This is a genomic window from Pseudomonas sp. AE27 (assembly GCF_037113495.1).
Classification (GTDB): domain Bacteria; phylum Pseudomonadota; class Gammaproteobacteria; order Pseudomonadales; family Pseudomonadaceae; genus Aquipseudomonas; species Aquipseudomonas palmensis.
The window spans coordinates 159,237-183,451 of the sequence record NZ_CP146966.1; the positions used below are offsets into that span (position 1 = coordinate 159,237).

Sequence of the window (24,215 nt, forward strand, 5' to 3'; positions counted from 1 at the left end):
TGTTTCGAGGTAACGGTGGTTGAACGGATTTTACGGTCAATTGAGCGGCTTGGTTTCTGAAGCAGTGCTATCAGCCTGTGTATAATCAGGGCTGGTCGTTTTTTAATCTATGGAAGCCGATGGACTCTGTTCTTTCTGAAGGCCTGGCCCTTGAGGCGAAGGTCAACAACTTCGAATCATGTCGCGGTATTGCCAGCGGACCGGTGTTTATTATCGCCTCGGGTGCTTCTGCGAAAGATTTTCCCATCGAGCAATTCGCCGATGTTCCGATGATCACCTTGAACGGCGCCATTTCGATGTTTATCGATACCGATGTAAGGCCGTTCTTCTACGTATGTTCAGACACAAGCTTTCGTCTCCAGCAACCCGAGCTTTACACCTTGGCCCTGCAGCGCAGCCAACGCATTGCATTGTGGAAATCCGAAGTCGCTCGTTTGGCTGAAATACCTGCAGGTGAGCTGTATGCGCTAAGCAAGGCCAAGGATCTCTCACTCTTGGGGTCGGTGCTCAAGCGTGAGCCCCACCACGCCAGAAGCCGAGTGCTATGGAATCGGCGCGCGCGCTCGATTGGCTTTAGCAAAGACATGCGGCATGGCTTCTTCGACGCGCGCACTGTCGCCTACGCCGCACTGCAGTTGGCCTACCACGTGGGTTTTACCAAGGTATTCATGGTGGGTGTTGATCTGAATCAGGCCAGTGGGCGTTTCTATGAGAATGATGCCTCGACCAAATCACCTTGCGGTCTGGATACGCATTTCGAGGGCAGGATCCTGCCCTCGTTAAGACTCATGGCCAAGAGAGTGGTTGATGAGAATTTCGAGGTCTACAACCTTTCGGAAAACTCCAGAATTCCCCAGCACGTGATTCCCAAGTTGGGCATCGAACAAGTACTCGGGATGCTGGCCGCCGAAAGCTGTTCTTGAGTAATCAGTTCTGGCTGAACTGCTGAGACACCACACGCTTGTTGTAGAAAACACAGTTGGCGGGAACGCACTTGTTCACCAGTGACATGGCGCCGATTGTGGCGTTGTCACCAATGGTCAGCCTGTCTGCAATAATGCAACTGTTGGCACCGATACTGACATTGTCGCCGATGTTCAGCTCATAGTGCTCCAATCCGAGCGTCTTGATGCCGATGGTCGTGTTCTGTCGAATGAAGCAGTTGCGTCCGATACGAGCATGGCCACTTATGACTACGCCCGGCAGGTGCGCAATCCTGAAACCCGGCCCTATAACTGCGTTCAGGTCGATGTCTATCGCATACCTGCGATTCAGCCGCTGCTGCATGCCGCGAGCATGGCGCCGCCACACCCCGCCCTTGCCGTACAGGTACTGAGCGAGACGGAAGTTGAAAAGGTACCGCAGCTTGTTGTCCTTGCGAGCCCGTTTGAGGACGTTTGAAATCAGACTGATGCGACTCCCTGGGTTTTTCTTGTTGGAGACCTCCTTGCGCCAACATTCGAACAACTGGTCAAGGGTCAAGCTGGGATCCTCTGGAGTTAGCAAATGGAATGTCGATGCGATTCGATGGCGAAGCCGAAGCGCAAGTAAAACTGCGTATCAAGTCTATGACGAATCTGGAGGTATGCCTGGAGGCAAGAGGATGGTGCGGGGAAGCTGGAGCGGGTGAAGGGAATCGAACCCTCGTTATCAGCTTGGGAAGCTGGAGTAATGCCATTATACGACACCCGCTTTCAGGCGCACTTTGTACCAGAACTGCGAGACGATTTGAAGCCCTTATTGCAATCGGCAGCTCGCGAGCCGCAGTGCCGGTCTGCCGCAGACCGGCGCTACACTGGCCGCGACCACTCAGATGGCCTGCGCGTGCTGGCCGTGCACGAAGTGATACGGGGAGCGCGTTTCACGCGGTTGCGGGCCGAGAAACTCCAGCAGCACCTCGCGGGTGTCGCGGCAGGCCGCCTTGTGCTCCATGTCCAGGAAATGGCCGGCGCTGCGAATCGGCCTGAAGTGGCTGTGGCGCACGTGCCGGGAAAACTGCCGGGCGTCGTGGGCAGTGGTGTATTCGTCCCATTCACCATTCATGAACAGCACCGGAATGTCGATGGCCTGTGCGGCCCGCAGGGCCCGCCCGAGGTCGTGATCCAGCACCTGATGGATGTGGAAGTGCATCTGCGCATACTCATGCTCGGCCAGGCTGCTGACGTGGCGATGATTGAAACGCTTGAACAGCGAGGGCAGGTGCTTGCCGATGGTGTCGTTGACCAGTTTGCCCATCTGCTGGCGGTCGCAGGTACGCAGGTAGTGCGAGCCGCGCTCCAGGTAGTCGCGCATCGGTTCGTTGATCACCGGCGAGAACGAGCTGACCACGGCCTTGCGAATGCGCCGCGGCTTGCTGGCCAGTGCCAGCAGGGTGCAGGCACCGCCCCATGAAAACGACATCAGGTGGTCGGCGGCGAAGTGGTCGATCAGCTCAAGCAGGATCCGGCCTTCGGTTTCCTTGGTCAGCAGGTGGTCGTTGCGGTTGTGCGCCCGGGACTTGCCCGAGTAGGGCTGGTCGTACAGCACGACGTTGAACTGCGGATGCAGGTTGCGCACCGTCTGGGCGAAAGACGCTGTGGTGGCGAGCGAGCCGTTGATCAGGATGATCGTCTTCTCTGCGGCGTCCGCGCGATAGAACTCCGTGTAAACCCGGTACTGACCCTGTATATCCAGCACAGCAATTTCTGGCCTCATGTCATCGACTCCTGGCGCAAAAAGGGTATCCGTGCAAGCAAGCTTGCCCGGTCTTCATGACAGGTAGGCATACGCCTTGAAATGAAACGAGGGGCCCTGTGTCGATCCGTTGCCGGCTGGTCGACGGGTATTGTTGTTAGGTGGGCAATCTGCCGGACGCCAGCGCTTCGGGGCGCCGGTCACCTGCAGAAAGGTGCCTTGGACTGCGTTCGTGACCGATTGGTCACATGCAGACTGACGGTTGGATTCAAGCAGGCGCCCGGCCAACCCGCAAGTGCCGTTGGCGCAATCGATGATTTTTTTGCCGAGCGGTCGTGGCGTCAGATGGCCAGGATTTCATCCTGGCTCAGCGCACGGTATTGCCCCGGGGCCAGCTGCGGGTCCAGGTGCAGCGGGCCCATGCGCTCGCGGTGCAGGCGCGTGACCTTGTTGTCGAAGAAGCCGAACATGCGTTTGACCTGGTGATAGCGCCCCTCGACGATGCTCAGGCGCGCGCTGTGGCTGCCCAGCAGGGTGAGCTCGGCGGGGAGGGTGGTGAGGTTTTCGAAGGCGAAGTAGATGCCCTGGCCAAAGGTTGGCGCATAGGCGTCGGTGATCGGCTGCTCGGTCTCGACGTAGTAGGTTTTCGCCAGCCCTGTCTTGGGCTGGGTCAGGCGACGTGACCACTGGCCATCGTTGGTCAGCAGCAGCAACCCGGTGGTGTTGAAGTCCAGGCGCCCGGCGATGTGCAGGTCGTTCCGGTCGGGTTCGTCGAGCAGGTCGAGCACGGTGCGGTGCTGCGGGTCGACGGTGGCGCTGACGCAACCCATCGGCTTGTGCAGCATCAGGTAGCGCGGTGCACGCCCGGCTTGCAGCACCTGCTGGTCGACCTCGACGCGGCTGAACTCGCGTACCTCATGGTACGGGTCGGCGATGGCCACGCCATCCACCCGCACCCGTCGTTGCACCAGCAGCAGGCGCACCTGCTGGCGGTTGAAACATGGCAGGTTGCTGAGAAAACGGTCGAGGCGCATGGCGGTTGGGCGTACAGAGGTGGGCGCGCAGTCTAACGGTTCGGCGCAGGCTTGGCTGCCTGCAATCGGGCATCGACCTGGGCGCATCGCGGGCACAGGCAGGCACTGTTGCGCAAATGCGCCGGCAGCGCTTCGAGCACGCGGGGATCGATCTGCACGCTGTAGCACCAGCAGGCCTGGGTGGCGCTACGCGGGTCGGCGAGGCTGCATTGGTTGCTGGCGCCGCAGGCGGGGCACAGGCGGGTATCGGTCATTGTGGTGGCTACCGGGGGCGGCGTTTTACAGTTCCGAGCAGACGCGATTGCGTCCGCCCTGTTTGGCGCGGTACAGCGCATCATCGGCGCGGGCGATCAGGGTGTGCAAGGTATCGTCGGACCGATGGGCGCTCAAGCCGATGCTCACGGTCAGGTCGAGTACCTTGTCGGCATAGCCGAAGGCCAGTTGCTCGGTGCGCAGGCGAATCTTTTCGGCAACCGCCCGTGCGGCGTCGGCGTCGGTGTTCTTGAGCAGCACGAGAAACTCCTCGCCGCCCCAACGACAGATGATATCGGTATGGCGCAGGCAGCTTTCCAGGATGCGCGCGAACTGGCGCAGCACTTCGTCGCCGGCCAGATGGCCGTGTGTATCGTTGAGGGCCTTGAAGTGGTCCAGGTCGAGCAGCAGTGCCACCAGTGGCATGGGCTCGCGCTCGGTGTCGCGCAGGGCCTGTGCCGCCAGCAGGTCGAAGGCGCGTCGGTTGGGCAGGCCGGTCAGGCTGTCGAGGGTTGCCAGGGTCTGGATGTTGTCCTGATGGCGACGGATCATCGCATTGAGCAGCGACAGCACCACCAGGGTGATCATCGCGCAGATCACCAGGTTCATGTACAGCGACTGGCGTGCACTGTCCAGGGCCGTGCCGTCGCGCTTGTCGACGAACAGGTACCAGTCGAGCTCGGGGATCAGGCGCACATTGAGAAAGTGGCTGTGCCCATCATGGTTGTATTCGCGGTTGCCCTCCACCGGCACGGGCATTTTCTGCTGCAGGTCGGCCAGCGCTGGCACCTCGCGCAGCGTGAGCCCGCTGTGTACGCCTTCGGGGCCGCCGGCAGACCCGGTGAGCACGATGCGACCGCTGGCATCGACGAAATACACCGTACGCTGATAGCGCAACTGGTAGTCGCTCAGGCGCCTGATCACCGCTTCGACCGTCAGCCCGACGCCAGCCGCGCCGATGAACCTGCCCTGGTAGTCGAACACCTTGTAGTTGATGAAGACGGTGGGCTTGTCCTGGTTGGCCATGTCCAGGTCGACGTTGATCTCGTAGGGCGTGTCCATCGCCTTGACGCGTGCGTACCAGCGGTCACGCTCGGTGCGCGGGTCGACATGCTTGAGTACGCCCTTGGCCTGGTAGTAGAGGCCGCTGGCCTCGGAGACAAAAAACGCCGTGTAGGCATTCTGATGCGCCATCACTTCATTGAGGTAGCGGGTGATGGGCATCGGGTCCTGTTCGCCGGCCAGGGCCCAGTCACGCAGGAAGGTGTTCTGGGCCATCATCGAGGCGATCACCACCGGGCGCACCAGGTCCCGCTGGATTTCGGAGTAGACGGTATCGGAGGTCAGCGGCAGCTCGGTGTTGATGATGTTGTCGCGGATCTCGCTGCGCGAGGCAAAGTAGCTGAGCAGCGACGTGGCCAGAAAGCCGCAGCCAAGCAACAACAGCAATGCCAGCATCAACGAGCGTTGCGAGAACAGGGCGTAACGAAGCGGCATGGCAGATCCGTGGCGGGTACCGATGCGTCTTATTCTAGAGGGGCGCGCAGAAAATAACTGGACGATTTTCAGGGGTATCGGTCTTGTCACAATTTATTTCGAAAAACGCACGGCACGTCGATTCGGTGGTCTTAGCCTATGTCGATGAACGCTTGCCGATCGACGCCGACCAGCGCCGCTGGGATGTGCAGTTCAGCGGTCCGGGAGGCCGCCATGTATCGCCGACTTTTGCTGATTGTTGTGCTGGGTGTGCTGACCACCGCCTGTGCTCCGTATTACGGTGGCCAGGGCTACTACCGCAGTGATGTGTACACCGTGGACCGCTATGAATACCGTGGTTACGACCGTGGTTATCCCTACAACAGGGGGTACTACGTGGTGCCGCAACCTCGCTATTACGCCCCCGCGCCGCGTTACTACCGCCCGGCGCCCGTGCCTCAGTACCGCCCGGTACCGGGGCATGGCTACTACAATGTGCGCCCCGCCCCAGGGCGTTACTACCAGAACCCGCGCTATGGTCAGGGGCAGCAGTGGCATCAGGGGCGGGACAATGACCATGGGCGCGATCATGGGCGTGACCGGGGTCGCAGCGACAACGGCTGGGGCGATCGCAACTCGCACCGGTGAACATCGCATTCGCTGGCTTCACACAAGGTCAGCCAGCGGATGCCGCCCCTCCCATGCCTTGCTGAAGTGCGCCTGCACCACTGCCTGGGGGACCTGAGCAACTTCCTGCCAATGCCAATGCGGCGTCTGGTCCTTGTCCACCAGGCGCGCGCGTACCCCTTCGCTGAACTCCGGATGCCGGCAGCAGTTCAGGCTCATCGCATATTCCATCTGCAGCACCTGCCCCAGCGACAGGTAGCGCGCCCGCGCGATCTGCTGCCACACCAGGTGCGCGGTCAGCGGGCAGCCTTCGGTGAGGGTGCGTGCCGCCTTGGCCAGGACCTCGTCGTCGTGCATGCGCCACTGTGCGATCGCCCGCCAGGCACAGGCCGGGTCGCTGACATCGAGCAGCGCGTCGATCTGCGCCCGGCGTGGCAGCCATCGGGCCGGCGGCAACTCGGCCAGCGCCTGCTGCTGCAACGCCTTGAGCAGGCTGTTGAGCTGCATCGCGGTCTGCTCCTGCCAGTTCAGTTGCAACAGCCCTTCAATCAGCTCGTCCTGCTGGTTTTCGCCCATGAAGCGATCCGCCAGGCCCAGGTCCAGTGCATCGCGTGCATTGATCGGCGCGCCAGTCAGCCCAAGGAACAGGCCAAGACGCCCTGGCAGCCGGTTCAGGAACCAGCTGGCGCCCACGTCCGGGTACAGGCCGATACTGATTTCCGGCATCGCCAGGCGGCTGCTCGGGGTCACGATGCGTACCGTGCTGGCCTGCAGCAGGCCCATGCCGCCGCCCAGCACATGCCCGTGCCCCCAGCACAGCAGAGGCTTGGGGTAATGGTGCAGGTCATAGTTGAGCCGGTACTCGGCGGCGAAGAAACGCGCCGCCAGCGGCGGTACTTCACCAGGCTGTGCGCGGCACGCCTCCACAAGACTGCGCACATCGCCCCCCGCGCAGAACGCCCGGTCACCCAGCCCGCGCAGCAGCACGCAGACGATGCCGTCATCCTTGGCCCAGCTTTGCAGGTGGGTGCTCAACTGCTCGATCATCGGCAACGACAGGGCGTTGAGCGACTGGGGCGCATCCAGGCTGGCAACGCCGATGCGGGCGCCATCGACGCCGGTGAGTACTTCGAACGCTACGGCCATGGGCCACCTCACTGCGGTTATCCCGACAAGTATGGCTACTGTCAGCGATCATGCCGGTCGCCGGTCGGATCGATTGACAAGCGCTGGCAGCTTTCCTAGTGTCCGCCCCCATTGCCTACGGGAGTGCCCATGACCAACGATGACCGCATCAAACTCGAACCGAGCTGGAAAGACGCTCTGCGCTGCGAATTCGAACAGCCCTACATGCAGCAGCTGCGTGAGTTCCTGCGTCAGGAATATGCGGCCGGCAAGGAGATCTATCCCCCGGGCCCGCTGATCTTCAATGCGCTCAACTCCACACCGCTGGACCAGGTCAAAGTGGTGATTCTGGGGCAGGACCCCTACCACGGCCCGGGCCAGGCACACGGCCTGTGCTTCTCGGTGCAGCCTGGGGTGCCCGCGCCGCCGTCGCTGGTGAACATCTACAAGGAGTTGCAGCGCGACCTGAACATCCCGATCCCGAACCACGGCTACCTGCAGAGCTGGGCCGAACAGGGCGTGCTGCTGCTCAATACCACCATGACCGTGGAGCGCTCGATTGCCGCGTCGCATGCCAAAAAAGGCTGGGAGTCGTTTACCGACCGCATCATCCAGCTGGTCAGTGAGCGCCAGCCCGCCACCGTGTTCCTGTTGTGGGGCAAGCATGCCCAGAGCAAGTCTGCGCTGATCGACGGTACCAAGCATCTGGTGCTCAAGTCGGTGCATCCTTCACCGTTGTCGGCCTACCGTGGCTTCATCGGCTGCGGGCATTTCAGCCGGGCCAACAAGTTTCTGGAACAGCACGGGCTGGCGCCGGTGGAGTGGGCGCTACCGGCGCTGGGGGCGTGAAGACCTAGTATTTCTGTCAGTTTCGCAGCGCATGGCCTTGTCTTAGAGTGAGCCCAGGTTCCGAGAGGGAATACTACTCGCTACAGGGGAGGGTGCATTGTGAGCATACTCAGGTCCAAGATGGGTGGTCTAAGCCTAAGCAGGCTGCGTCTGCTTGGGGTTCTGCCCATACTCGAGGATGAAGATGGCATTGCCACACTGCCCCGTGAAAAGCAAAGCCAACCACTGCATTTCGAGATCGATGCCTGGGACGGCTACCTCGTTGACTACAACATACTGATAGAAAGCGGCTTCATTGCGCCTGAAATGGTTTTTCAGGTGCTGTGGGATGACAAACCTGTCGGCAGCCCTGTAAGCAAGGTCATGCCGGCGGATCCTGCTGATCCTTCCGTATTCCCGGTTGTGCTTCAGGTGCCTGCCGAGTACCTGGGCGGCGAGGGGGCCTTCGGTGTCCGTTACGAACTCTGGTTCAAGGACGTCGAAAACGAAGTCCGATCGAGCACGGTGCACGTACGTATCGATCGTACTGCACCCAATCAGGGAGATAAGTTGCTGCTCAGTGGGCCGGGCACGATCAATGCTGCTCACCTGCTTGGCAACAACGGCTCGGCACTGTTTACCTTGAAAACCTGGCCGGACATTCGTCTGGAAGACAGTGTTCATCTTTATTTCCAGAAGTTTGAAGACGTCACGCTTCCCCCCGAGGCGATCCAGATGTTTTCTGTAAACAGCGCCAATAAATCCCAGTCTCCCTTTGAACTGCTTCTCGACGAAAGTCTGCTGAGAAAGGGGCGCTATCGGGTTTTCTGTCATTTATATGACCGCTCTGGAAATATTAATCGCTGGTCGAACGTGCTTGATGTAAATGTTGAAGTATCAGGACTCTTCGCGCCAGTCGAGGATATTCAACCGTACGTATCTTTATTTGGCTGGATCAATTGTGAGTCTCTCAAACACGCTGCCGCACAGCCCGGTTCGGAGCAGGAGGTCGAGCGGCGCGGGCTCAAATTTCGGGTGCCTCTACCGCAGACAGGATTGGAGGTCGGTGACAGGGTGCAGCTCAGTTGGCAGTTGTGTAGCGACACTGTTGGCGCTTTCCCTGTCGACACGGAGCCCGATTATTTACCCCGCACGCCTGTGGCAATAACTGCCGATGGTTATCTGTTCATGAACCGTATCAATGAACTGATTATCGAAAAGCTCAGCGACTATTCACCTATGGAGGCTTCAGTACGGGTGGGTTACCGAGTTGAGCGCACCCCTGGGCGCTGGAGAGCTTCGGAGTACAGTATTTTTGGTATTTCGCTTGAAAAACCGGGTAACCCCCCAGCTGTGTGTAACGGTCGGTGGCCTGACACGTTCAAATCCATAAGTAAAAATAAGCCGACGTAAGTTCAACTGATGGTCGGCACATCAAAAGCGAACAACAGATAATTTCGGTGGGGCAATCCCACGGTGGGTCGTAAGTGTCGTCGGTGTATGTCGGGAAAGAGCCTGGTTTTTTCAGGCTCAGGAGTTGACTGTGTAAGAAATAAATATCAATGGTCTGAGGGAGAACGGTCAGATGAGCATTCATAGTGAAAGTTTTGAACATGGCGGGTCCGGTGCGGGTGGTGCGGACACTTCGGTTGAAGCACAGGATGAGCAGGCCGAAGCCACGCGGCTTGCACTGCAGCAATTCAATAACAAGGTGCTTGAGGCAAGAACCAAAAAGCCGTCGAGCATTGGCAAGGTCAAGCCCGCCTTCGGGCTTTTCGCCGCAGACACTCTGGCCGACGAGTTCGTGATTATTGGTGCTTTACCCAATATCCCGGACGGGCGGCCCAACGCATTACCAGAGGCGGCCTATCACGATGAAAATGAAAATGACTATGCGTGCTTAGGTGTTCCGCAGTGGGGAGAAACGGGAGGGGACGACTACACAGGATCGTATGACGAGATTCGCCTGGTGTTCAACGGCATTCCGTGGCGCTACGCGGGAGAAGGTGAAGATTGGCAGCAGGAGACCGATCCGGTGGAAGAAGCACGGCGCGGGGAGCCATTCAAGGTTCCCTATCCTGTCGACCCTGCCACACCTTTTCCTGCCATGGTGTACATTACCCCCAAGATGCTCGAGAGCCTGCCAGATGGTGTTCATCGCATCAGTTACATCGTTCAGAACGATCAGGCGCTGAACCCCGATTCTTCGTTGGCACAGTCGTTCACTATCGATAGAGTTGCGCCTTCAAATGGTGTTTCACCTGCAGCCCTTGGCGTACCTGCCGATCTGCCTCCTTCAGGGGAACCACATCCTGTATTCGATAAAGAGTATCTCGATAGTCACCCGACGATAAGATTCCCGGTACCTCCTTATGTCGTTGCTCGTCGCGGCGACTCCATCACCATCCTGCGGGGCTCGGACGACGCGGTACTGTTTACTGCGCCAATCTGGCCTAACAATGCCGCAGCACGCTTGGAGTCAGTCGAAGTCCCAGCACGAGTAATCGAAGAGCTCGGCGGTGGCACAAGTCAGCTGGTGTATTTACTGGGTGATCGCATTATCAACCGCTCGGGAAAATCGGTCGGGCTGAACATTGAGGTACGCCTGCAGGCAGTACCGAGCGGGCTTCAAGCTCCCCTGATCGCAAGTCCGATTTATCGCGTGCACGCTGCTGCGGGGGTGGACATCGTGATTCCGGATTATGCGGGTTCCTTGCCGACCGATGAAATCATCGTCAGTTGGGGCACTCCAGATAATCCTCGTCAGTTGCCTCCTTTCCCCTTCTCCGGCGGCAAGACCACTGTCGGCTGGGCGTTTCTTTCGGATCCCGATGCGCGGGCAGTGTACGAGGGGCGAGTCACCTATCAGGTTCGACGTAATGGTGAACTGTATGGGCCATCACTCCCGACTACGCCCCAAGTTGATTTGAATGTTGCCGGGCCGATAAACCCCAATGATCCCGACCCCGTCAACCCGTTGCTCACGCCGCTGGTGTTCAAGGGGGGAAGTGGGCAGTCACCAAACAACAACCTTACATTGTTGGATAAAGACAAGGAGGTCACAATCGAGTTCACCGTTTATACGAACGCCGCGAGCGGAAATATCATCCACCTGTTTTATGACGGCGCGCGGGTTGGTGATATTACCTTGGCCGACCAGACGTCGCCTCAGGTAATTCCTGTAAAAGTACCGTGGGCACTGCTTACCAGCAAGGGGAATGGTGATTACCTTGCCTATTACAAGGTTTACGAAAATGCCGCCGCCGCTGCCATCGATAAAAACCCACAGCAGTCGATCAATACGACGGTAAGCGTGACGGCAGTGACTACAGATCTTGCCGCACCGTATTTTGTCTGGTTCAACGGCGGTAACGGGACGCCAGCAGGACGCCAGGGTGCAGCACCGGGTACTCCGACCCCGTCAACGGGGGTAGTGAACTGTGGCAGTTCGCCTTGGAATGGTATCAATCTGCAATTGCTTGACCCTCAGAAGCTGTTCAGGGCTCGGGACCTGGTGACCGTGTTCTTTGAATATCACAAAGAGTCTTTGGGCGGTGCAGAATTCCCGGAATACACCATTGTGAATAACGTAGTTGTTCCCGCAGACCCTCCGCCCCAAAAGGTCGCCCCAGCAGCCAGCAGGGCCTTTGTACAGGACCCGCTGGGTGCTTCATACACTCCGGGAACGACTATCAATATCAGAGTTCCTTATGAGAACAGCTTGTTTGATCAGACGACTAATCCACCCGAGCCTAGGGCCGATTCTTTCGTCGCGTATTACACCGTTCAGCGTGGGGTGGATGTCTACAAATCAAGAGCCGTGCTGGTCAAGTACAATACTCGCCAGGGTGGTTTGTTGTGTGCCGCGTGGGTAGTTGCTTCCAGTCGCTAGCGAATAGCTGTTCCATGTCAAACCTGCAACCGCCCGCGTGGTTGCAGGTTATTGATGTCGTTGAATCCTGTGTGAGTTGTTGATTATTCCTACATCAGGCGTGCGGTCCTTTATTTAAAATCGCCGCTTCCGTTCGGCGCTTGAAAACAGTCCGTCAATTTCAACAGGTAGATCAACATGCACACGTCGATGCGTTTGTTAAGAAACACACGATTAACATTGCCGCTATTGAAGTGGGTGAGCGTTTTTTCTTTTGGTTGTATCAGCACCTCCGCGTGGGCTGTTGTTCTGGATAACCAAACACTGACAGTTTCCTCAGGCACACCGCTGGATAGCTACGTGTTGATCAATCAGTCAGCTCTCACGGTCGATGGCGCGCAAACGTCGTCAATCAGTGTCACCGATTCAGTGCTGAGCATTTTGCGAGGCGATACGCTGACGTCCAACAGCGTCGCCATCAACCTGGTCGATAGTCAGGCGAGTATTGCCAACGCCACAATTACCAGTAGGGGCAGTGTCGGGTTGTTACTGGCGCACGGGGCGGGGGATGGGTCTACTGCTTCGGTTTCTAACAGCACCATTCAAGGTGGCTCGGTTGGCATTCAGGTCAATGCCGGAGGTGAATTGACCCTGGCTAACTCACAGGTGAGTGCGACTGCAGCGAACAGTGACGGCTTGCGTTTGCAAGGGGGTACCGCTCAGGTATCGAACAGCAGCATCATTGGGCAGAACTTCGGTGTAAGGATGCTGCGTGAAAGCGAGCTACGTCCGGATGTCGCAGCCCTGCGACTGGACAACAGTTCGGTAAGTAGCGTTACAGGTAACGGCATTGAAGTGCGCACTCGTGGTGACGCGATCATCGATATGCAAAATGGCTCCCGTGTGTCCGCAGGCAACGGTACTGCAATCAATATCAGTGAGTTTTCCAACACCACGTTGACCGCCGGAGCGTCCGAGATCGAGGGGAATATCGTGGTCGCTGAAGGTGGCCGGGCCAGTCTGGGGCTGGATAACAGCCGCCTGGTCGGGGATATTCAGAGCGGTGGCACAACAGCAGTCGACTTCAATCAATCGGTTCTGGAGGGTGATGTTACTGTCGCTGCTGCCGGTACTGCGAACGTAAGCTTCAACCAGTCCAGCATGATCGGCAATCTTGTCGCGCAGGAGGGGGGGGACCTTTCGCTGGTGTTGGCGGAACGCTCGCAGTTGGCTGGCAACGTTCAGAATGCGCAGCTAGTCAGTGTTCAAGGTGGCTCGTTGCTGGTTGGCGATCTGGACCGCGTCCAGGTATTGAGCCTGGACAGCAATGCACAATTCACAGGCAAGACGGTGGATGTACAGCAGGCCGGCATTGGCGGTGGTGCCAACTGGACCATGACCGATACCAGTTCGGTCGGTAGCCTGGCCATGAACGGCGGCCAGGTCACCTTCGGCGACAACGCCACGTTCTATCGTCTGAACGTCGAGAACCTCTCGGGCAATGGCACCTTCGTCATGGCATCGGACTTTTCCAATGGCAACACCGACTTCCTCAATGTCACTGGCAACGCCAGCGGCAGCCATGGCCTGCTGATGGGCTCCAATGGCGCAGACCCTTCCCTGGACAGCCTTAAAGTGGTGCACATGGGCTCTGGCGACGCGCAATTCAGCCTGCTCAACCAGGGTGAACAGGTAGACCTGGGCGCCTACTCCTACAAGCTGGTGCAAAAGGGCGATCAGGATTGGTACCTGGACAGGGAAACCCGCACCATCAGCCCGATGACCCGCACGGTCATGGCCCTGTTCAACACCCCGATCACCATCGCCTACGGCGAAATGACCTCGCTGCGCAGCCGCATGGGCGAACTGCGTTACAACCAGGGCAAGAACGCCGGGGTGTGGATGCGTGCATACGGCAACCAGCACAACATTGCCGACGCCTCGTCGGGCGTAGGGTACCAGCAGAACCAGCGCGGGCTGACCTTCGGGGCCGATGCGCAACTGGGCGAAAGCAACTGGACCCTGGGCCTGCTGGCCGGCCACAGCCGCTCGGACCTGAACCTGAGCTACGGCAGCTCCGGCAGCATCGACAGCTACTATGTGGGCGGCTACGCCACCTGGATGGACCCTGAGAGCGGCTACTACGTCGACAGCGTGCTCAAGTACAACCGCTACCAGAACGACGCCAAGGTCGGCCTGAGCGATGGCACCCGCACCAAGGGCGACTACGACACCCACGGCATGAGCGCCTCGGTCGAAGTCGGCAAGCACATCAAGCTCGACGATGGCTACTTCATCGAACCCTTCGCCCAGGTGGCCGCTGCGGCGGTGGCCGGCAAGGACTTCACCCTGGACAACGGCTTCGACGCCAATGGCGATGTCAGCCGCTCGCTGCTGGGCAAGGTTGGTACCACGCTCGGCAAGACCATCTCGCTGGGCGGCGACAGCATGATCCAGCCCTACGTGAAGGCCGCGTTTGCCCACGAGTTCGCCCAGCGCAACCAGGTGCAGGTGAACAACAACCTGTTCAACAACGACCTGTCCGGTTCGCGCGCCGAGCTGGGCGCAGGGGTTGCCTGGACCGTCGCCAAGGACTTCCAGGTGTACGGCGAGGCTGGCTACATGAACGGCAAGAACATCGAGATGCCGTACAGCTTCAGCCTCGGCGCAAGCTATCGCTTCTAAGCAGGCGAGTCATAGAAAAGAAAAGGAAGCCTCGGCTTCCTTTTCTCGTTTCAGGGGTTGGCAGATGTTCGTTCGCCCGCCCAGTGCCGGAACAACGGCTCGGCCAGAAACAGCACGAACAGCAGGCGCATCACCTGCAGCGCGGTCACCAGCGGTACCGACAGTTGCAGGGTTTCGGCAGTCAGGCTCATTTCGGCGATACCGCCGGGCATCATGCCCAGGGTCAGCGAGCGCAGGTCCAGCGCCGTCAACGCGCTCAAGGCCCAGGCCGCCATGCCGGCCAGCAGCATGGTCAGCGCCGTGGCGACCAGGGTACGGCCCAGAAACGACGGCGCGCGACGAAAGAACGCGCGGTTGAAGTGACAGCCCAGGCCGCTGCCGATCAGCCACTGGCCGAGCTGGCTGGCGCCGTCGGGCAGGCCGGTGTGCAGGTTGGCGCCGATGCTGATGCTCGAGGCCACCAGCAGCGGGCCGAACAGCCACGGGTTGGGCTGGCGCAGGCGCTGCCAGAGCAGTGCGGCCAGCACCCCGAGCGGCGCGATCAACGCCAGCCAGTAACCATCCACCGTACCGGCATGGCTCAACGGTACGCCGTCGCCGAGCAGGAACTTGAACGCTGCGGGCACGCACAGCACGACCGCAAGTACCCGCAGGCTCTGCCCGGCGGCGACGCGGCTGAGCACTGCGCCGTTGCGTGCACCCAGGTTGACCATCTCGCCCGAGCCGCCCGGCATGCTGGAAAAGAACGCCGTGGCCCGGTCTTCACCGGTGCGCAGCAACAGCCATACGCCGATCAGGCTGGATACGCTGGTGATCAGCGCGCCGAAGAAGATCAAGCCGAAATGGCTGGCCACCTGTTCGACCACCTGGGGGGTGAAGTGCAGGCCGATGCCGACGCCGATGATCCACTGGCCGCACTTGCGCCCGTTGGGTATTTCACCGATCTGCCAGGGCGTCAGGCAGCGCACTAGAATCACCGCCAGCAGCGAGCCGACCATCCATGGCAGCGGCCAGCCGACCAGGCTGGCGAGGTACCCGCCGGCCAGGCCGACCAGTGGAGTGGCCCACCAGGTGCGCAAGGTGGATTCAGACATCGGCCAGGGCACGACGCTGGGCGCTGCGGCGGCGCCAGATACGCAGCAGCGGCAGGGTCAGCATCAACGCGACCATCGCCCACACCCCCAGGCTGATCGGGCTGGCCCACAGAATCTCCAGTTCACCGTTGGAGATCGACAGCGCCCGGCGCAGGTTCTGCTCCATCAGCCCGCCGAGAATGAAGCCCAGCAACAGCGGCGACAGCGGGAAGTCCAGCTTGCGCAGGATGTAGCCGAAAATGCCGATGCCGATCATCAGGAACAGGTCGAAGGTGGTGGCATGCACCGCATACACGCCGATCGCGGTGATGATCGCGATCACCGGCACCAGCGCCCAGTTGGGCACCGACAGGATGCGGGTGAACAGGCGCACCATGGGGATATTGAGGATCACCAGCATGATGTTGGCGATGAACAGCGAGGCGATCAGGCCCCAGACGATGTCCGGCTGCTGTTCGAACAGCAGCGGGCCGGGGGTGATGTTGTACAGGCTCAAGGCACCGATCATCACCGCCGTGGTACCCGAGCCCGGTACGCCCAGGGTCAGCATCGGCACCAGGGCGCCGCAGCAGGAGGCGCCGATGGCGGTTTCCGGAGCGGCCAGGCCGCGCTTGTCACCCTTGCCGAAGGTGCCGCTGGCACCGGCCAGGCGTTTTTCGGTCATGTACGCCACGGCACTGGCCAGGGTCGCACCGGCCCCGGGCAGCACGCCCATGAAGAAGCCGAGCAGGCCGCAGCGGATGTTCACCACGAACACCGAAGCGGCTTCCTTGAGGTTGAACAGCATGCGTCCGGTGGCTTCCACGGCCTTGTGCCCGTGGTGGGTCTTTTCCAGCAGCAACAGGATCTCGCTGATGGAGAACAGGCCCAGCACCAGCACCACGAACTGGATGCCGTCGGTGAGGTGGATGCTGTCGCCGGTGAAGCGGTACACACCGCTGTTGGCGTCGATGCCCACGGCCGAAAGGAACAGCCCGATCAGGGCGGCGATGAAGGTCTTGAGCGGCTTGTCGCCGGCCATGCCGCCCAGTGCCACGATGGCGAACACCATCAGCACGAAATACTCCGCCGGGCCGAAGGCGATCGCCCACTTGGCCAGCAGCGGGGCGAACAGCACCATGCCGCAGGTGGCGATGAACGCACCGATGAACGAGCTCCAGGCCGACAGCGACAGCGCCACCCCGGCCAGGCCCTGGCGAGCCATGGGGTAGCCGTCCAGGGTGGTCATCACGGTGGAGGCTTCACCGGGGATGTTGAGCAGGATCGAGCTGATGCGCCCGCCGTATTCGCAGCCCAGGTACACCGCGGCCAGCAGGATCAGCGCCGATTCCGGCGGCAGGCCCAGGGCGAACGCGATGGGGATCAGCAGCGCCACGCCGTTGATCGGGCCCAGGCCCGGCAGCAGGCCGACCACCGTACCGATCAGGGTGCCGCACAGTGCAGTCACCAGGTTGTAGGGGCTCAGGGCGACGCCGAAGCCCTGGCCGAGGTAGCTGAAAGTATCCATGTCAATTCTCCAGAACGTCGAGCAGGCCCAGGGGCAGGGGCACATCCATGGCGCGGTCGAACAGCAGGTACAGGGCGATGCTCATCAATCCGACGATGACCGCACTGGGCAGCCAGCGTCCGCCGTACAGGCGCGCCATGGGGATGCCGATCAGCGTGCTGCTGAGGATGAAGCCCAGGGATTCGAAGGTGGCGGCGAACACCAGCAGCAGGCCGGTGCACAGCCCGATCTTGATCAGGCTGGCGCGGTCCAGCTCTGGTTCGTCGTCCTTGCGCACGATGGGCGTGGGACGGATCGCCAGGTAGAGCAGGGCGATGGCCATCAGGCCGAGCATCAGCAACGGATAGGCGCGCGGGCCGACCGGTTCGTAGGAGAAGGCGGCCTGGTAGGGCCAGGCCATGACGGCCAGTGCGGCGCAGGCGGCCAGCAGGGTCAGGGCGAAAAGGCGTTGCAGGATCATGGGGGAATCCTCGAAGGGCAAACCTGCACCCGTAGGAGCCGGCCTTGCCGGCGCATGACGCGCCACCGACCTGGCGGGACCGCGGTGATCCGCCGGCAAGGCCGGCTCCTACAGGTGAAGCGATGGGTTACTGGATCAGTCCGAATTCCTGGGCCAGTGCCTTGTAGTCCGCTACCTGCTGCTTCACATACACGTCCAGCGCTTCACCGGTCATGGCGAACGGGAACAGCTCGCGCTGGTCACGCAGCTTGTCGAATTCGTCCGAGGCCAGCAGCGTGTCGAACGATGCCTTCCACCAGGCGTAGTCCTCGTCGCTCACCTTCGGCCCCAGGTAGAACCCGCGTACTACTGGCCAGACGATGTCGTAGCCCTGTTCCTTGGCGGTAGGGATGTCCTTCATCTCGGGCTCGTCCAGGCGTTCGGGGGAGAACACCGCCAGCAGGCGCATGTCGCCGCTCTGGATGTGCGGCATCGAGTCGGAGATGTCCGTGCTGCCCACCTGGATGTGCCCGCCCAGCAATGCGGTGGCAATCTCGCCACCGCCTTCCAGTGCCACATAGCGCAGGTCGCGCGGGTTGATGCCGGCGGCCTTGGCAATCAGTGCGGTCTGCATCCAGTCCTGGCTGCCAACGGTACCGCCCGAGCCGATCACCACCTTGCCAGGGTCTTTTTTCAGTGCCGCCACCAGGTCATCGAGGGTCTTGTAGGGCGAGTCCTTTTTCACCGCGATGGCGCCGTAGCTGGTGCCTACCGCTGCCAGCCAGCGCACTGCGTTCTCGTCGAAGCGGCCGAACTTGCCCTGGGCCAGGTTCAGCAGCGAGCCGCTGGACCACGCCACCAGCGTGCCGGCGTCGGCCGGGCGCTGGGCCACCACCGCGTTGTAGGCCACCGCGCCGACTCCGCCGGGCATGTAGGTGACGCGCATCGGCTTGCTCAGGATCTTCTCGTTGAGCAGCGCGCTCTGCACCAGCTTGCAGGTCAGGTCAAAGCCGCCGCCGGGCGAGGCCGGGGCAATGCACTCGGGGCGTTTGGGTTCGGCGGCCAGCACGTTGCCGGCCAGCAGCAGGCAGCCGGTGGCCAGGGCGATCTTGCGCAGTGAAAAAGTCATCGTCAGTCTCCGTGAACATTGTTGTTATGGGCGGATTACCAAAGCGCCACGCTGTAGCTCACCAGCAGCCGCACTTCGTCGGCGTCGCGGGAGAAGTTGGAACGGAAGGTGGCGTTACGCAGGCGCACCGCGACGTTCTTCAGGGCGCCGCTCTGTACCACGTACTTGAATTCGGTATTGCGCTCCCACTCCTTGCCTTCGCCACCGCCGGCGCGGCTGACGTTGTCGCCACTGAGGTAGCGGCTCATGAAGCTCAGGCCGGGTACGCCGAGCTTGGCGAAGTCGTAGTCGTAGCGCACTTGCCAGGAGCGCTCGTCGGCCTGGGCGAAGTCGTTGATCTGCACGAAGTTGACCAGGTAGGGGTCGGCGCCATCGACGTAGGGGAATGCGCTGTCGCCCGACAGGCGCTGGTAGCCGGTGCTCAGCTTGTGGCCGCCGAGGGCATAGCTGAGCAGGCTGCCGAAGGCGGTGTTGTCGATCCTGCCGCCGCGGGCCTGGCCCTGGTCGCCGCTGAACGCCACACGCACATCGGCGCCGAAGGTGCCCGGGCCGAACGGCTGGGTCGCGAGCAGGCCGACGAAGTGCTGGCGGTACACGTCGTCGAGCTGGGCGAAGTGATAGCTGCCGGTGATGCGGTCGGTGAGCTTGTAGTCCACTCCGGCCATGTCGAAATGGTTGCCCTCGGCCGTGCCCAGGAAGCGACCGTTCTTGTTGTTGAGGGCGATGTCTTCCTTGTTGGTGTCGTTGCGGTCCTTGACCTTTTCAAGGCGGCCACCGGTGAAGGTCAGGTGCCTGATTTCCTGGGAGGTCAGCAGCCCGCCCTCGAATGTCTGCGGCAGGATACGCCCGTCGTTGGGGCGCAGGGTGGGCGTTTGCGGGATCAGCGTACCGACCTTCAGCTCGGTGGCCGACACCTTGACCTTGCCGGTCAGGCCGAGCTTGGAGTACTCGTCGGCGGCGCGCCCGTCGTCATGGGTCGGCAGCAGGCCGGTGCCGGTGCGGCCCTTGCCGGAGTCGAGCTTGACCCCGAGCATGCCCAGGGCGTCGACGCCGAAGCCGACGGTGCCTTCGGTGTAGCCCGATTCCAGGTTGAGCATGAAGCCCTGGGCCCATTCCTCGCGCTTGGACTGCGTGGTGCTGGGCTCGTTGTGGAAATCGCGGTTGAAGTACATGGTGCGTGTTTCGAAGGTGGCGGTGCTGTCTTCGATGAACGCGGCCTGGCTCAGCGGGGCGACGCCGACAAAAGCGAGGGCACTGGCGATGGCAGAGGGACGAGGGTGCAGGCGACGGGCAGGCGCAGGCGCCTGAGGCTGGGTGGACAGCATCGTGGGGTGACTCCGTTATTGTTCTTATTCGGGTCGAACGCTTCGGTTCGATCTACGGCCTGTACAACGGGCCGTCAGGCGATGCTAGGGGCTCAACCTTTCGCTAACCTTTCAGTGGCCTTTCAATGTTTCGATGGCTTCACAGGCGCCCGCCGCGCTGTAAACTCCGCGCCATTGAACGCGACACGACCAGGAGAAATCGATGCGTGTACTGCTCGTCGAAGACCATCTGCAACTGGCTGAGAGCGTGGCCCAGGCCCTCAAGAGCACCGGCCTGACGGTGGATGTGCTGCACGATGGGGTTGCTGCCGACCTGGCCCTGGCCAGCGAGGAATATGCCGTGGCGGTGCTCGATGTGGGCCTGCCGCGCATGGACGGCTTCGAGGTGCTGGCGCGCCTGCGGGCCCGCGGCAAGACCGTGCCGGTGCTGATGCTGACCGCCCGCAGCGACGTCAAGGACCGGGTGCACGGCCTGAACCTGGGGGCTGACGACTACCTGGCCAAGCCGTTCGAACTGACCGAGCTGGAGGCGCGGGTCAAGGCCCTGCTGCGCCGCAGCGTGCTCGGTGGCGAGCGCCAGCAGACCTGCGGCCCGCTGGTCTACGACCTGGATACCCGGCGCTTCACCCTGGGGGGCGAGCTGTTGGCCCTGACCTCCCGCGAACAGGCCGTGCTCGAGGCGCTGATCGCCCGCCCTGGCAGGGTGATGAGCAAGGAGCAACTGGCGGCGCAGGTGTTCGGCCTGGACGAGGAGGCCAGCCCCGACGCCATCGAGATCTACGTGCACCGCCTGCGCAAGAAGCTCGACGGTCATGCCGTGGCGATCGTCACCTTCCGTGGGCTGGGCTATCTGCTCGAGCACCGTGATGCGTGACGCCGGCAGCCTGCGCGGGCGCCTGCTGTGGAACCTCGCCCTGCTGCTGGTGGTGCTGATGGTGGCCAGCGGGCTGAGTGCCTACTGGAACGGTCGCGAGGCTGCCGACACCGCCTATGACCGTACCCTGCTGGCCTCGGCGCGCACCATCGCCGCAGGGCTCTCGCAACGCGACGGCACCCTCAGCGCCGATGTGCCCTACGTGGCATTGGACACCTTTGCCTACGACAGCGCGGGTCGGATCTACTACCAGGTCAACGACATCCATCAACGCCTGATTTCCGGCTACGAAAACCTGCCCGCACCGCCGCCCGATACCCCGCGTACCGATGACTATCCGGCCCTGGCGCGCTTCTACGATGCGCGCTACCTGGGCCAGGACGTGCGGGTGGTCAGCCTGCTCAAGGCGGTGAGCGAGCCGAACATGAACGGCATGGCGGAGATCCGCGTGGCCGAAACCGAAGAGGCGCGGGTGAGCATGGCCCGCAGCCTGATGGCCGATACCCTGCTGCGCCTGGGCATGCTGGCGATGGGGGCGTTGCTGCTGGTGTGGTTTGCGGTCAGCGCCGCATTGCGCCCGCTGGAGCGCCTGCGCAGCGCCGTGGAAGAACGCCAGCCCGACGACCTGCGCGCCCTGCCGGTGGTTCAGGTTCAGCGCGAACTGGGGCCGCTGGTGCGTGCACTGAATCACTTCACCGAGCGCCTGCGAGGCCAGTTCGAGCGCCAGGCGCAGTTCATCGCCGACGCCGCGCACGAGTTGCGTACCCCCCTGGCGGCGCTCAAGGCGCGGGTGGAACTGGGCCTGCGCGCCAAGGACCCGCAGGAATGGCGCACCACGCTCGAACTGGCGGCCCAGGGCACCGACAAGCTGACCCACCTGGCCAACCAGCTGCTGTCGCTGGCACGGGTGGAGAACGGTGCGCGCGCCATTGCCGAGGGCGGTGCACAGTTGCTCGACCTCAGCCAGCTGGCCCGCGAGCTGGGCATGGCCATGGCGCCGCTGGCGCATGCACGGGGTGTGGCATTGGCACTGGAAGCCCAGGCGCCGGTGTGGATACGCGGCGAGCCGACGCTGCTCAACGAATTGCTGAGCAACCTGGTGGACAACGCCCTGGCGCACACCCCGGCCAATGGCAACGTGATTCTGCGGGTGACGGCCCCGGCGGTACTGGAGGTGGAGGACGACGGGCCGGGGATTCCCCCGCAGGAGCGCGAGCGGGTGTTCGAACGCTTCTATCGGCGCAGTGCGCAGGGCACCGGCCTGGGGCTGGCTATCGTCGGTGAGATCTGCCGCGCACACCTGGCGCAGATCAGCCTGCACGATGGCGAGCGCGGCGGGCTCAAGGTTCGGGTCAGCTTCAACCCGGGCGACTGATCAGGCGCGAAACATGTGCTTGGCGCCGATCAGCTCGCTGACCTGCAGGTGGCTGTTGGGTGGCAGCTTCAGGTGACGCATCGCCGGCAGGCGCGCCAGGGCATGTTCATTGCCATCGCTGAGGGTGCGCGCGATCTGCACGATGTCGACATAGTCGAGCTTGTCGGTGCTGCGCTCCAGGTTCTGCGACAGGCTCGGCAGCCCGGCCAGTTGCTCGGGAAATTCCCACACGCTGAGGATCTTGTCGCCCAGTACCGGGTGGATCAGGTCGATCACATGGTTCAGGCAGACCGGGTCGGAGAGCAGTTCGTTGTGTTCTTCGGCATAGGTCAGGATCGGCAATGCGCCGATCTGGTGGACCAGCCCGGCGAGGGCGCCCTGGTCGGGCTTGAGCTGGGTGAAGCGCAGGCACAGCTCATAGCTGATGCCGGCCACTTCCAGGCTCTTGGCCCATATTTCACGCATTTTCTGTTCGACCACCGGTGAGCGCGCATGGAAGATCTGCTCGATCACCAGGCCGATGGCCAGGTTGCAGCTGTAGTTGATACCCATGCGGGTGATGGCGGTCTGCAGGTCGGTGACTTCGGTGGCCGCACGCAACAGGGGGCTGTTGACCACCTTGATCAGGCGTGCCGACAACGCGGCGTCGCGGCCGATCACCTTGCTCAGGGTGCTGACGCTGATCTCGCTGTCTTCGGCCGCTTCGCGGATGCTCAGGGCCACTTCCGGCAAGGTCGGCAGCACCAGGTCATCGTTGTCGATGGCGCTGAGCAATTGTGCTTCAACGATCTGGGCCAGCGTGTTCATCGTGGATTCTCTAGCGCATTCAGGGGCCCCACCGCCACACGCGGCGGGGCAGGTGGGCTCAGCGCTGGATTTCGCGATCGCGGTCCAGTTCGTAAGGCAGGCTCAGCAGTTCCAGGCGCGGGCCCTCGGGGCTGCCCAGGTGCAGGTTGTCGTCTGCTACCGCATCGGCAGTCAGCACCGCCAGCAGCTCGCTGCCCTGCGCGCTCGTGGCGGCCAGCACCACCTCACCCACCGATGAGGCATGGGTAGGGGAGAACACCTCGGTGCCAGGGGGCGGAGCAGTACCCTCGGCCAGGGCCAGGCGATACAGGCGACGCTTGAGCTTGCCCAGGTACTGCATGCGCGCGACGATTTCCTGCCCGGTATAGCAACCCTTCTTGAAGCTGACGCCACCCACGGCCTGCAGGTTGATCATCTGCGGGATGAACAGCTCGCGGGTCTGGGCCATCACCTGGCCGATACCGGCGCGGATCTGCCCCAGCAGCCAGGCGTCCAGCGGGCCTTCGTCGAGGTGCTGGGCCAGTTGCTCGCGTACGGCTGCGGCCTGTTCGGCCGGTACCCACAGTTCGGTGCGGCCCGGCGATACGGCAATCGCGAACAGGTGGTCGTGCCGGCTGATGGCGCCATCTTGCGTCGGCGGCTCGATGCCCAGCGCCTGCAACGCCTTGTCGCCATGCTGCAGGCCGAAGCGCGCCCAGGCACTGCTCTCGTCGGTGAGCTTGGCCTTGGAGAACACGGCGTACTTCTTCAGGTCGGCCAGTTGCGGCTCAAGCAGTTCGTGGGTCATTGCCAGCACGAAGCCGTCGGCGTGGGGCACGATGCGAAAGCTCGACTGCATGCGCCCCTTGACCATGCAGCGCGCGCCGAGGCTGGAGGTGTGCTCGTCGAGGTAATTGATGTTGCAGGTCAGTTGACCTTGCAGAAACTTGCCGGCGTCAGAGCCGCGGACGGCGAGGACGCCCTCGTGGGACAGGGGGCAGAAAAAAGCGGAGTCGGCCATGGGTCTTCGCAGGTAATCAGGACTGGGGGTCATCATAGAGTGCTGTCGGCAAAATAGGTAGCCGACCTAGACCAACGCCTTGTGCCGTTCACAG

General features: G+C 61.9%; 21 protein-coding genes and 1 tRNA gene. 8 read left to right on the forward strand and 14 right to left on the reverse strand.

Annotation, left to right across the window (positions count from 1 at the left end; translation table 11 throughout):
- Positions 1-119 precede the first annotated feature (119 nt).
- On the forward strand, positions 120-923 hold the full coding sequence (locus V9K84_RS00735) for a lipopolysaccharide biosynthesis protein (protein ID WP_168186865.1): 804 nt from the start codon (positions 120-122) through the stop codon (positions 921-923).
- Between the two features lie 4 nt (positions 924-927).
- Here V9K84_RS00735 and V9K84_RS00740 read toward each other — a convergent pair whose 3' ends face one another.
- From V9K84_RS00740 to V9K84_RS00765, 6 genes are all read right to left on the reverse strand, one after another.
- Positions 928-1,482 carry a serine acetyltransferase gene (locus V9K84_RS00740; RefSeq protein ID WP_088515501.1) on the reverse strand — a complete coding sequence of 185 codons (555 nt, stop codon included), beginning with the start codon at positions 1,480-1,482 and terminating at the stop codon, positions 928-930.
- A gap of 136 nt (positions 1,483-1,618) precedes the next feature.
- A tRNA-Gly gene (locus V9K84_RS00745) sits at positions 1,619-1,692 on the reverse strand.
- Positions 1,693-1,809: 117 nt separating this feature from the next.
- The gene (locus tag V9K84_RS00750; protein WP_043860083.1) at positions 1,810-2,694 is read right to left on the reverse strand and encodes an alpha/beta hydrolase; all 885 of its coding nucleotides are present in this window, start codon (positions 2,692-2,694) and stop codon (positions 1,810-1,812) included.
- A gap of 320 nt (positions 2,695-3,014) precedes the next feature.
- Complete coding sequence (locus V9K84_RS00755; protein WP_088515500.1) at positions 3,015-3,707, reverse strand: 16S rRNA pseudouridine(516) synthase; 693 nt, start codon at positions 3,705-3,707, stop codon at positions 3,015-3,017.
- A 32-nt stretch (positions 3,708-3,739) separates the two neighbouring features.
- Positions 3,740-3,961 (reverse strand): cysteine-rich CWC family protein, encoded by a 222-nt coding sequence (locus tag V9K84_RS00760; protein WP_088515499.1) that lies wholly within the window; start codon positions 3,959-3,961, stop codon positions 3,740-3,742.
- A 25-nt stretch (positions 3,962-3,986) separates the two neighbouring features.
- Positions 3,987-5,456, reverse strand: a complete 1,470-nt coding sequence (locus V9K84_RS00765) for a sensor domain-containing diguanylate cyclase (RefSeq protein WP_088515498.1) — start codon at positions 5,454-5,456, stop codon at positions 3,987-3,989.
- Positions 5,457-5,669: 213 nt separating this feature from the next.
- Between V9K84_RS00765 and V9K84_RS00770 the strand changes: the two genes are divergently transcribed.
- On the forward strand, positions 5,670-6,083 hold the full coding sequence (locus tag V9K84_RS00770) for a hypothetical protein (protein WP_054914782.1): 414 nt from the start codon (positions 5,670-5,672) through the stop codon (positions 6,081-6,083).
- 18 nt (positions 6,084-6,101) lie between these two features.
- On the opposite strand, the gene V9K84_RS00775 is transcribed toward V9K84_RS00770, so the two are convergent.
- Positions 6,102-7,208 carry an enoyl-CoA hydratase/isomerase family protein gene (locus V9K84_RS00775; RefSeq protein ID WP_088515497.1) on the reverse strand — a complete coding sequence of 369 codons (1,107 nt, stop codon included), beginning with the start codon at positions 7,206-7,208 and terminating at the stop codon, positions 6,102-6,104.
- A gap of 129 nt (positions 7,209-7,337) precedes the next feature.
- Between V9K84_RS00775 and ung the strand changes: the two genes are divergently transcribed.
- The 4 genes from ung (at position 7,338) to V9K84_RS00795 (ending at position 14,571) form a co-directional block, all read left to right on the forward strand.
- Entirely contained in the window at positions 7,338-8,036 is a 699-nt protein-coding gene (gene ung / locus V9K84_RS00780; protein WP_088515496.1) for a uracil-DNA glycosylase, read from the forward strand.
- 120 nt (positions 8,037-8,156) lie between these two features.
- Complete coding sequence (locus V9K84_RS00785; RefSeq protein ID WP_143516670.1) at positions 8,157-9,428, forward strand: hypothetical protein; 1,272 nt, start codon at positions 8,157-8,159, stop codon at positions 9,426-9,428.
- A 172-nt stretch (positions 9,429-9,600) separates the two neighbouring features.
- On the forward strand, positions 9,601-11,907 hold the full coding sequence (locus V9K84_RS00790; RefSeq protein ID WP_088515494.1) for a hypothetical protein: 2,307 nt from the start codon (positions 9,601-9,603) through the stop codon (positions 11,905-11,907).
- Positions 11,908-13,047: 1,140 nt separating this feature from the next.
- On the forward strand, positions 13,048-14,571 hold the full coding sequence (locus V9K84_RS00795; protein WP_338793491.1) for an autotransporter outer membrane beta-barrel domain-containing protein: 1,524 nt from the start codon (positions 13,048-13,050) through the stop codon (positions 14,569-14,571).
- A gap of 50 nt (positions 14,572-14,621) precedes the next feature.
- On the opposite strand, the gene V9K84_RS00800 is transcribed toward V9K84_RS00795, so the two are convergent.
- From V9K84_RS00800 to V9K84_RS00820, 5 genes are all read right to left on the reverse strand, one after another.
- Positions 14,622-15,665, reverse strand: coding sequence for an AbrB family transcriptional regulator (locus tag V9K84_RS00800; RefSeq protein WP_088515492.1), 1,044 nt, complete (start codon positions 15,663-15,665; stop codon positions 14,622-14,624).
- Positions 15,658-17,172 carry a tripartite tricarboxylate transporter permease gene (locus tag V9K84_RS00805; RefSeq protein ID WP_043860092.1) on the reverse strand — a complete coding sequence of 505 codons (1,515 nt, stop codon included), beginning with the start codon at positions 17,170-17,172 and terminating at the stop codon, positions 15,658-15,660. The genes V9K84_RS00800 and V9K84_RS00805 overlap by 8 nt, the downstream gene beginning before the upstream one ends.
- A 1-nt stretch (position 17,173) precedes the next feature.
- Positions 17,174-17,632: a tripartite tricarboxylate transporter TctB family protein gene (locus V9K84_RS00810; protein ID WP_043860093.1), complete on the reverse strand. Its 459-nt coding sequence runs from the start codon at positions 17,630-17,632 to the stop codon at positions 17,174-17,176.
- A gap of 127 nt (positions 17,633-17,759) precedes the next feature.
- Complete coding sequence (locus V9K84_RS00815) at positions 17,760-18,740, reverse strand: tripartite tricarboxylate transporter substrate binding protein (RefSeq protein ID WP_043860094.1); 981 nt, start codon at positions 18,738-18,740, stop codon at positions 17,760-17,762.
- A 35-nt stretch (positions 18,741-18,775) separates the two neighbouring features.
- Positions 18,776-20,065 carry an OprD family porin gene (locus tag V9K84_RS00820; protein WP_088515491.1) on the reverse strand — a complete coding sequence of 430 codons (1,290 nt, stop codon included), beginning with the start codon at positions 20,063-20,065 and terminating at the stop codon, positions 18,776-18,778.
- Between the two features lie 202 nt (positions 20,066-20,267).
- On the opposite strand from V9K84_RS00820, the gene V9K84_RS00825 reads away from it, so the two are divergent.
- Entirely contained in the window at positions 20,268-20,939 is a 672-nt protein-coding gene (locus V9K84_RS00825) for a response regulator (RefSeq protein WP_043860096.1), read from the forward strand.
- Positions 20,932-22,314, forward strand: coding sequence for a sensor histidine kinase (locus V9K84_RS00830; protein ID WP_043860097.1), 1,383 nt, complete (start codon positions 20,932-20,934; stop codon positions 22,312-22,314). Before V9K84_RS00825 ends, V9K84_RS00830 begins: the two co-directional genes overlap by 8 nt.
- Here the strand turns inward: V9K84_RS00830 and V9K84_RS00835 are convergent, their stop codons facing one another.
- Together V9K84_RS00835 and V9K84_RS00840 are read right to left on the reverse strand one after the other, a co-directional pair.
- Positions 22,315-23,121: an HDOD domain-containing protein gene (locus V9K84_RS00835; protein WP_054914777.1), complete on the reverse strand. Its 807-nt coding sequence runs from the start codon at positions 23,119-23,121 to the stop codon at positions 22,315-22,317. It abuts the gene before it with no gap.
- A 58-nt stretch (positions 23,122-23,179) separates the two neighbouring features.
- Positions 23,180-24,121: a folate-binding protein YgfZ gene (locus V9K84_RS00840; protein ID WP_088515490.1), complete on the reverse strand. Its 942-nt coding sequence runs from the start codon at positions 24,119-24,121 to the stop codon at positions 23,180-23,182.
- Between the last annotated feature and the right edge of the window lie 94 nt (positions 24,122-24,215).

Bases quoted from the DNA above. Each gene is read 5' to 3' on its own strand.
- V9K84_RS00735 (WP_168186865.1), top strand. From the start codon at position 120: ATGGACTCTGTTCTTTCTGAAGGCCTGGCCCTTGAGGCGAAGGTCAAC.
- V9K84_RS00750 (WP_043860083.1), bottom strand. From the start codon at position 2,694: ATGAGGCCAGAAATTGCTGTGCTGGATATACAGGGTCAGTACCGGGTT.
- V9K84_RS00755 (WP_088515500.1), bottom strand. From the start codon at position 3,707: ATGCGCCTCGACCGTTTTCTCAGCAACCTGCCATGTTTCAACCGCCAG.
- V9K84_RS00760 (WP_088515499.1), bottom strand. From the start codon at position 3,961: ATGACCGATACCCGCCTGTGCCCCGCCTGCGGCGCCAGCAACCAATGC.
- V9K84_RS00765 (WP_088515498.1), bottom strand. From the start codon at position 5,456: ATGCCGCTTCGTTACGCCCTGTTCTCGCAACGCTCGTTGATGCTGGCA.
- V9K84_RS00770 (WP_054914782.1), top strand. From the start codon at position 5,670: ATGTATCGCCGACTTTTGCTGATTGTTGTGCTGGGTGTGCTGACCACC.
- V9K84_RS00775 (WP_088515497.1), bottom strand. From the start codon at position 7,208: ATGGCCGTAGCGTTCGAAGTACTCACCGGCGTCGATGGCGCCCGCATC.
- ung (WP_088515496.1), top strand. From the start codon at position 7,338: ATGACCAACGATGACCGCATCAAACTCGAACCGAGCTGGAAAGACGCT.
- V9K84_RS00785 (WP_143516670.1), top strand. From the start codon at position 8,157: ATGGGTGGTCTAAGCCTAAGCAGGCTGCGTCTGCTTGGGGTTCTGCCC.
- V9K84_RS00790 (WP_088515494.1), top strand. From the start codon at position 9,601: ATGAGCATTCATAGTGAAAGTTTTGAACATGGCGGGTCCGGTGCGGGT.
- V9K84_RS00795 (WP_338793491.1), top strand. From the start codon at position 13,048: ATGATCGGCAATCTTGTCGCGCAGGAGGGGGGGGACCTTTCGCTGGTG.
- V9K84_RS00800 (WP_088515492.1), bottom strand. From the start codon at position 15,665: ATGTCTGAATCCACCTTGCGCACCTGGTGGGCCACTCCACTGGTCGGC.
- V9K84_RS00805 (WP_043860092.1), bottom strand. From the start codon at position 17,172: ATGGATACTTTCAGCTACCTCGGCCAGGGCTTCGGCGTCGCCCTGAGC.
- V9K84_RS00810 (WP_043860093.1), bottom strand. From the start codon at position 17,632: ATGATCCTGCAACGCCTTTTCGCCCTGACCCTGCTGGCCGCCTGCGCC.
- V9K84_RS00815 (WP_043860094.1), bottom strand. From the start codon at position 18,740: ATGACTTTTTCACTGCGCAAGATCGCCCTGGCCACCGGCTGCCTGCTG.
- V9K84_RS00820 (WP_088515491.1), bottom strand. From the start codon at position 20,065: ATGCTGTCCACCCAGCCTCAGGCGCCTGCGCCTGCCCGTCGCCTGCAC.
- V9K84_RS00825 (WP_043860096.1), top strand. From the start codon at position 20,268: ATGCGTGTACTGCTCGTCGAAGACCATCTGCAACTGGCTGAGAGCGTG.
- V9K84_RS00830 (WP_043860097.1), top strand. From the start codon at position 20,932: ATGCGTGACGCCGGCAGCCTGCGCGGGCGCCTGCTGTGGAACCTCGCC.
- V9K84_RS00835 (WP_054914777.1), bottom strand. From the start codon at position 23,121: ATGAACACGCTGGCCCAGATCGTTGAAGCACAATTGCTCAGCGCCATC.
- V9K84_RS00840 (WP_088515490.1), bottom strand. From the start codon at position 24,121: ATGGCCGACTCCGCTTTTTTCTGCCCCCTGTCCCACGAGGGCGTCCTC.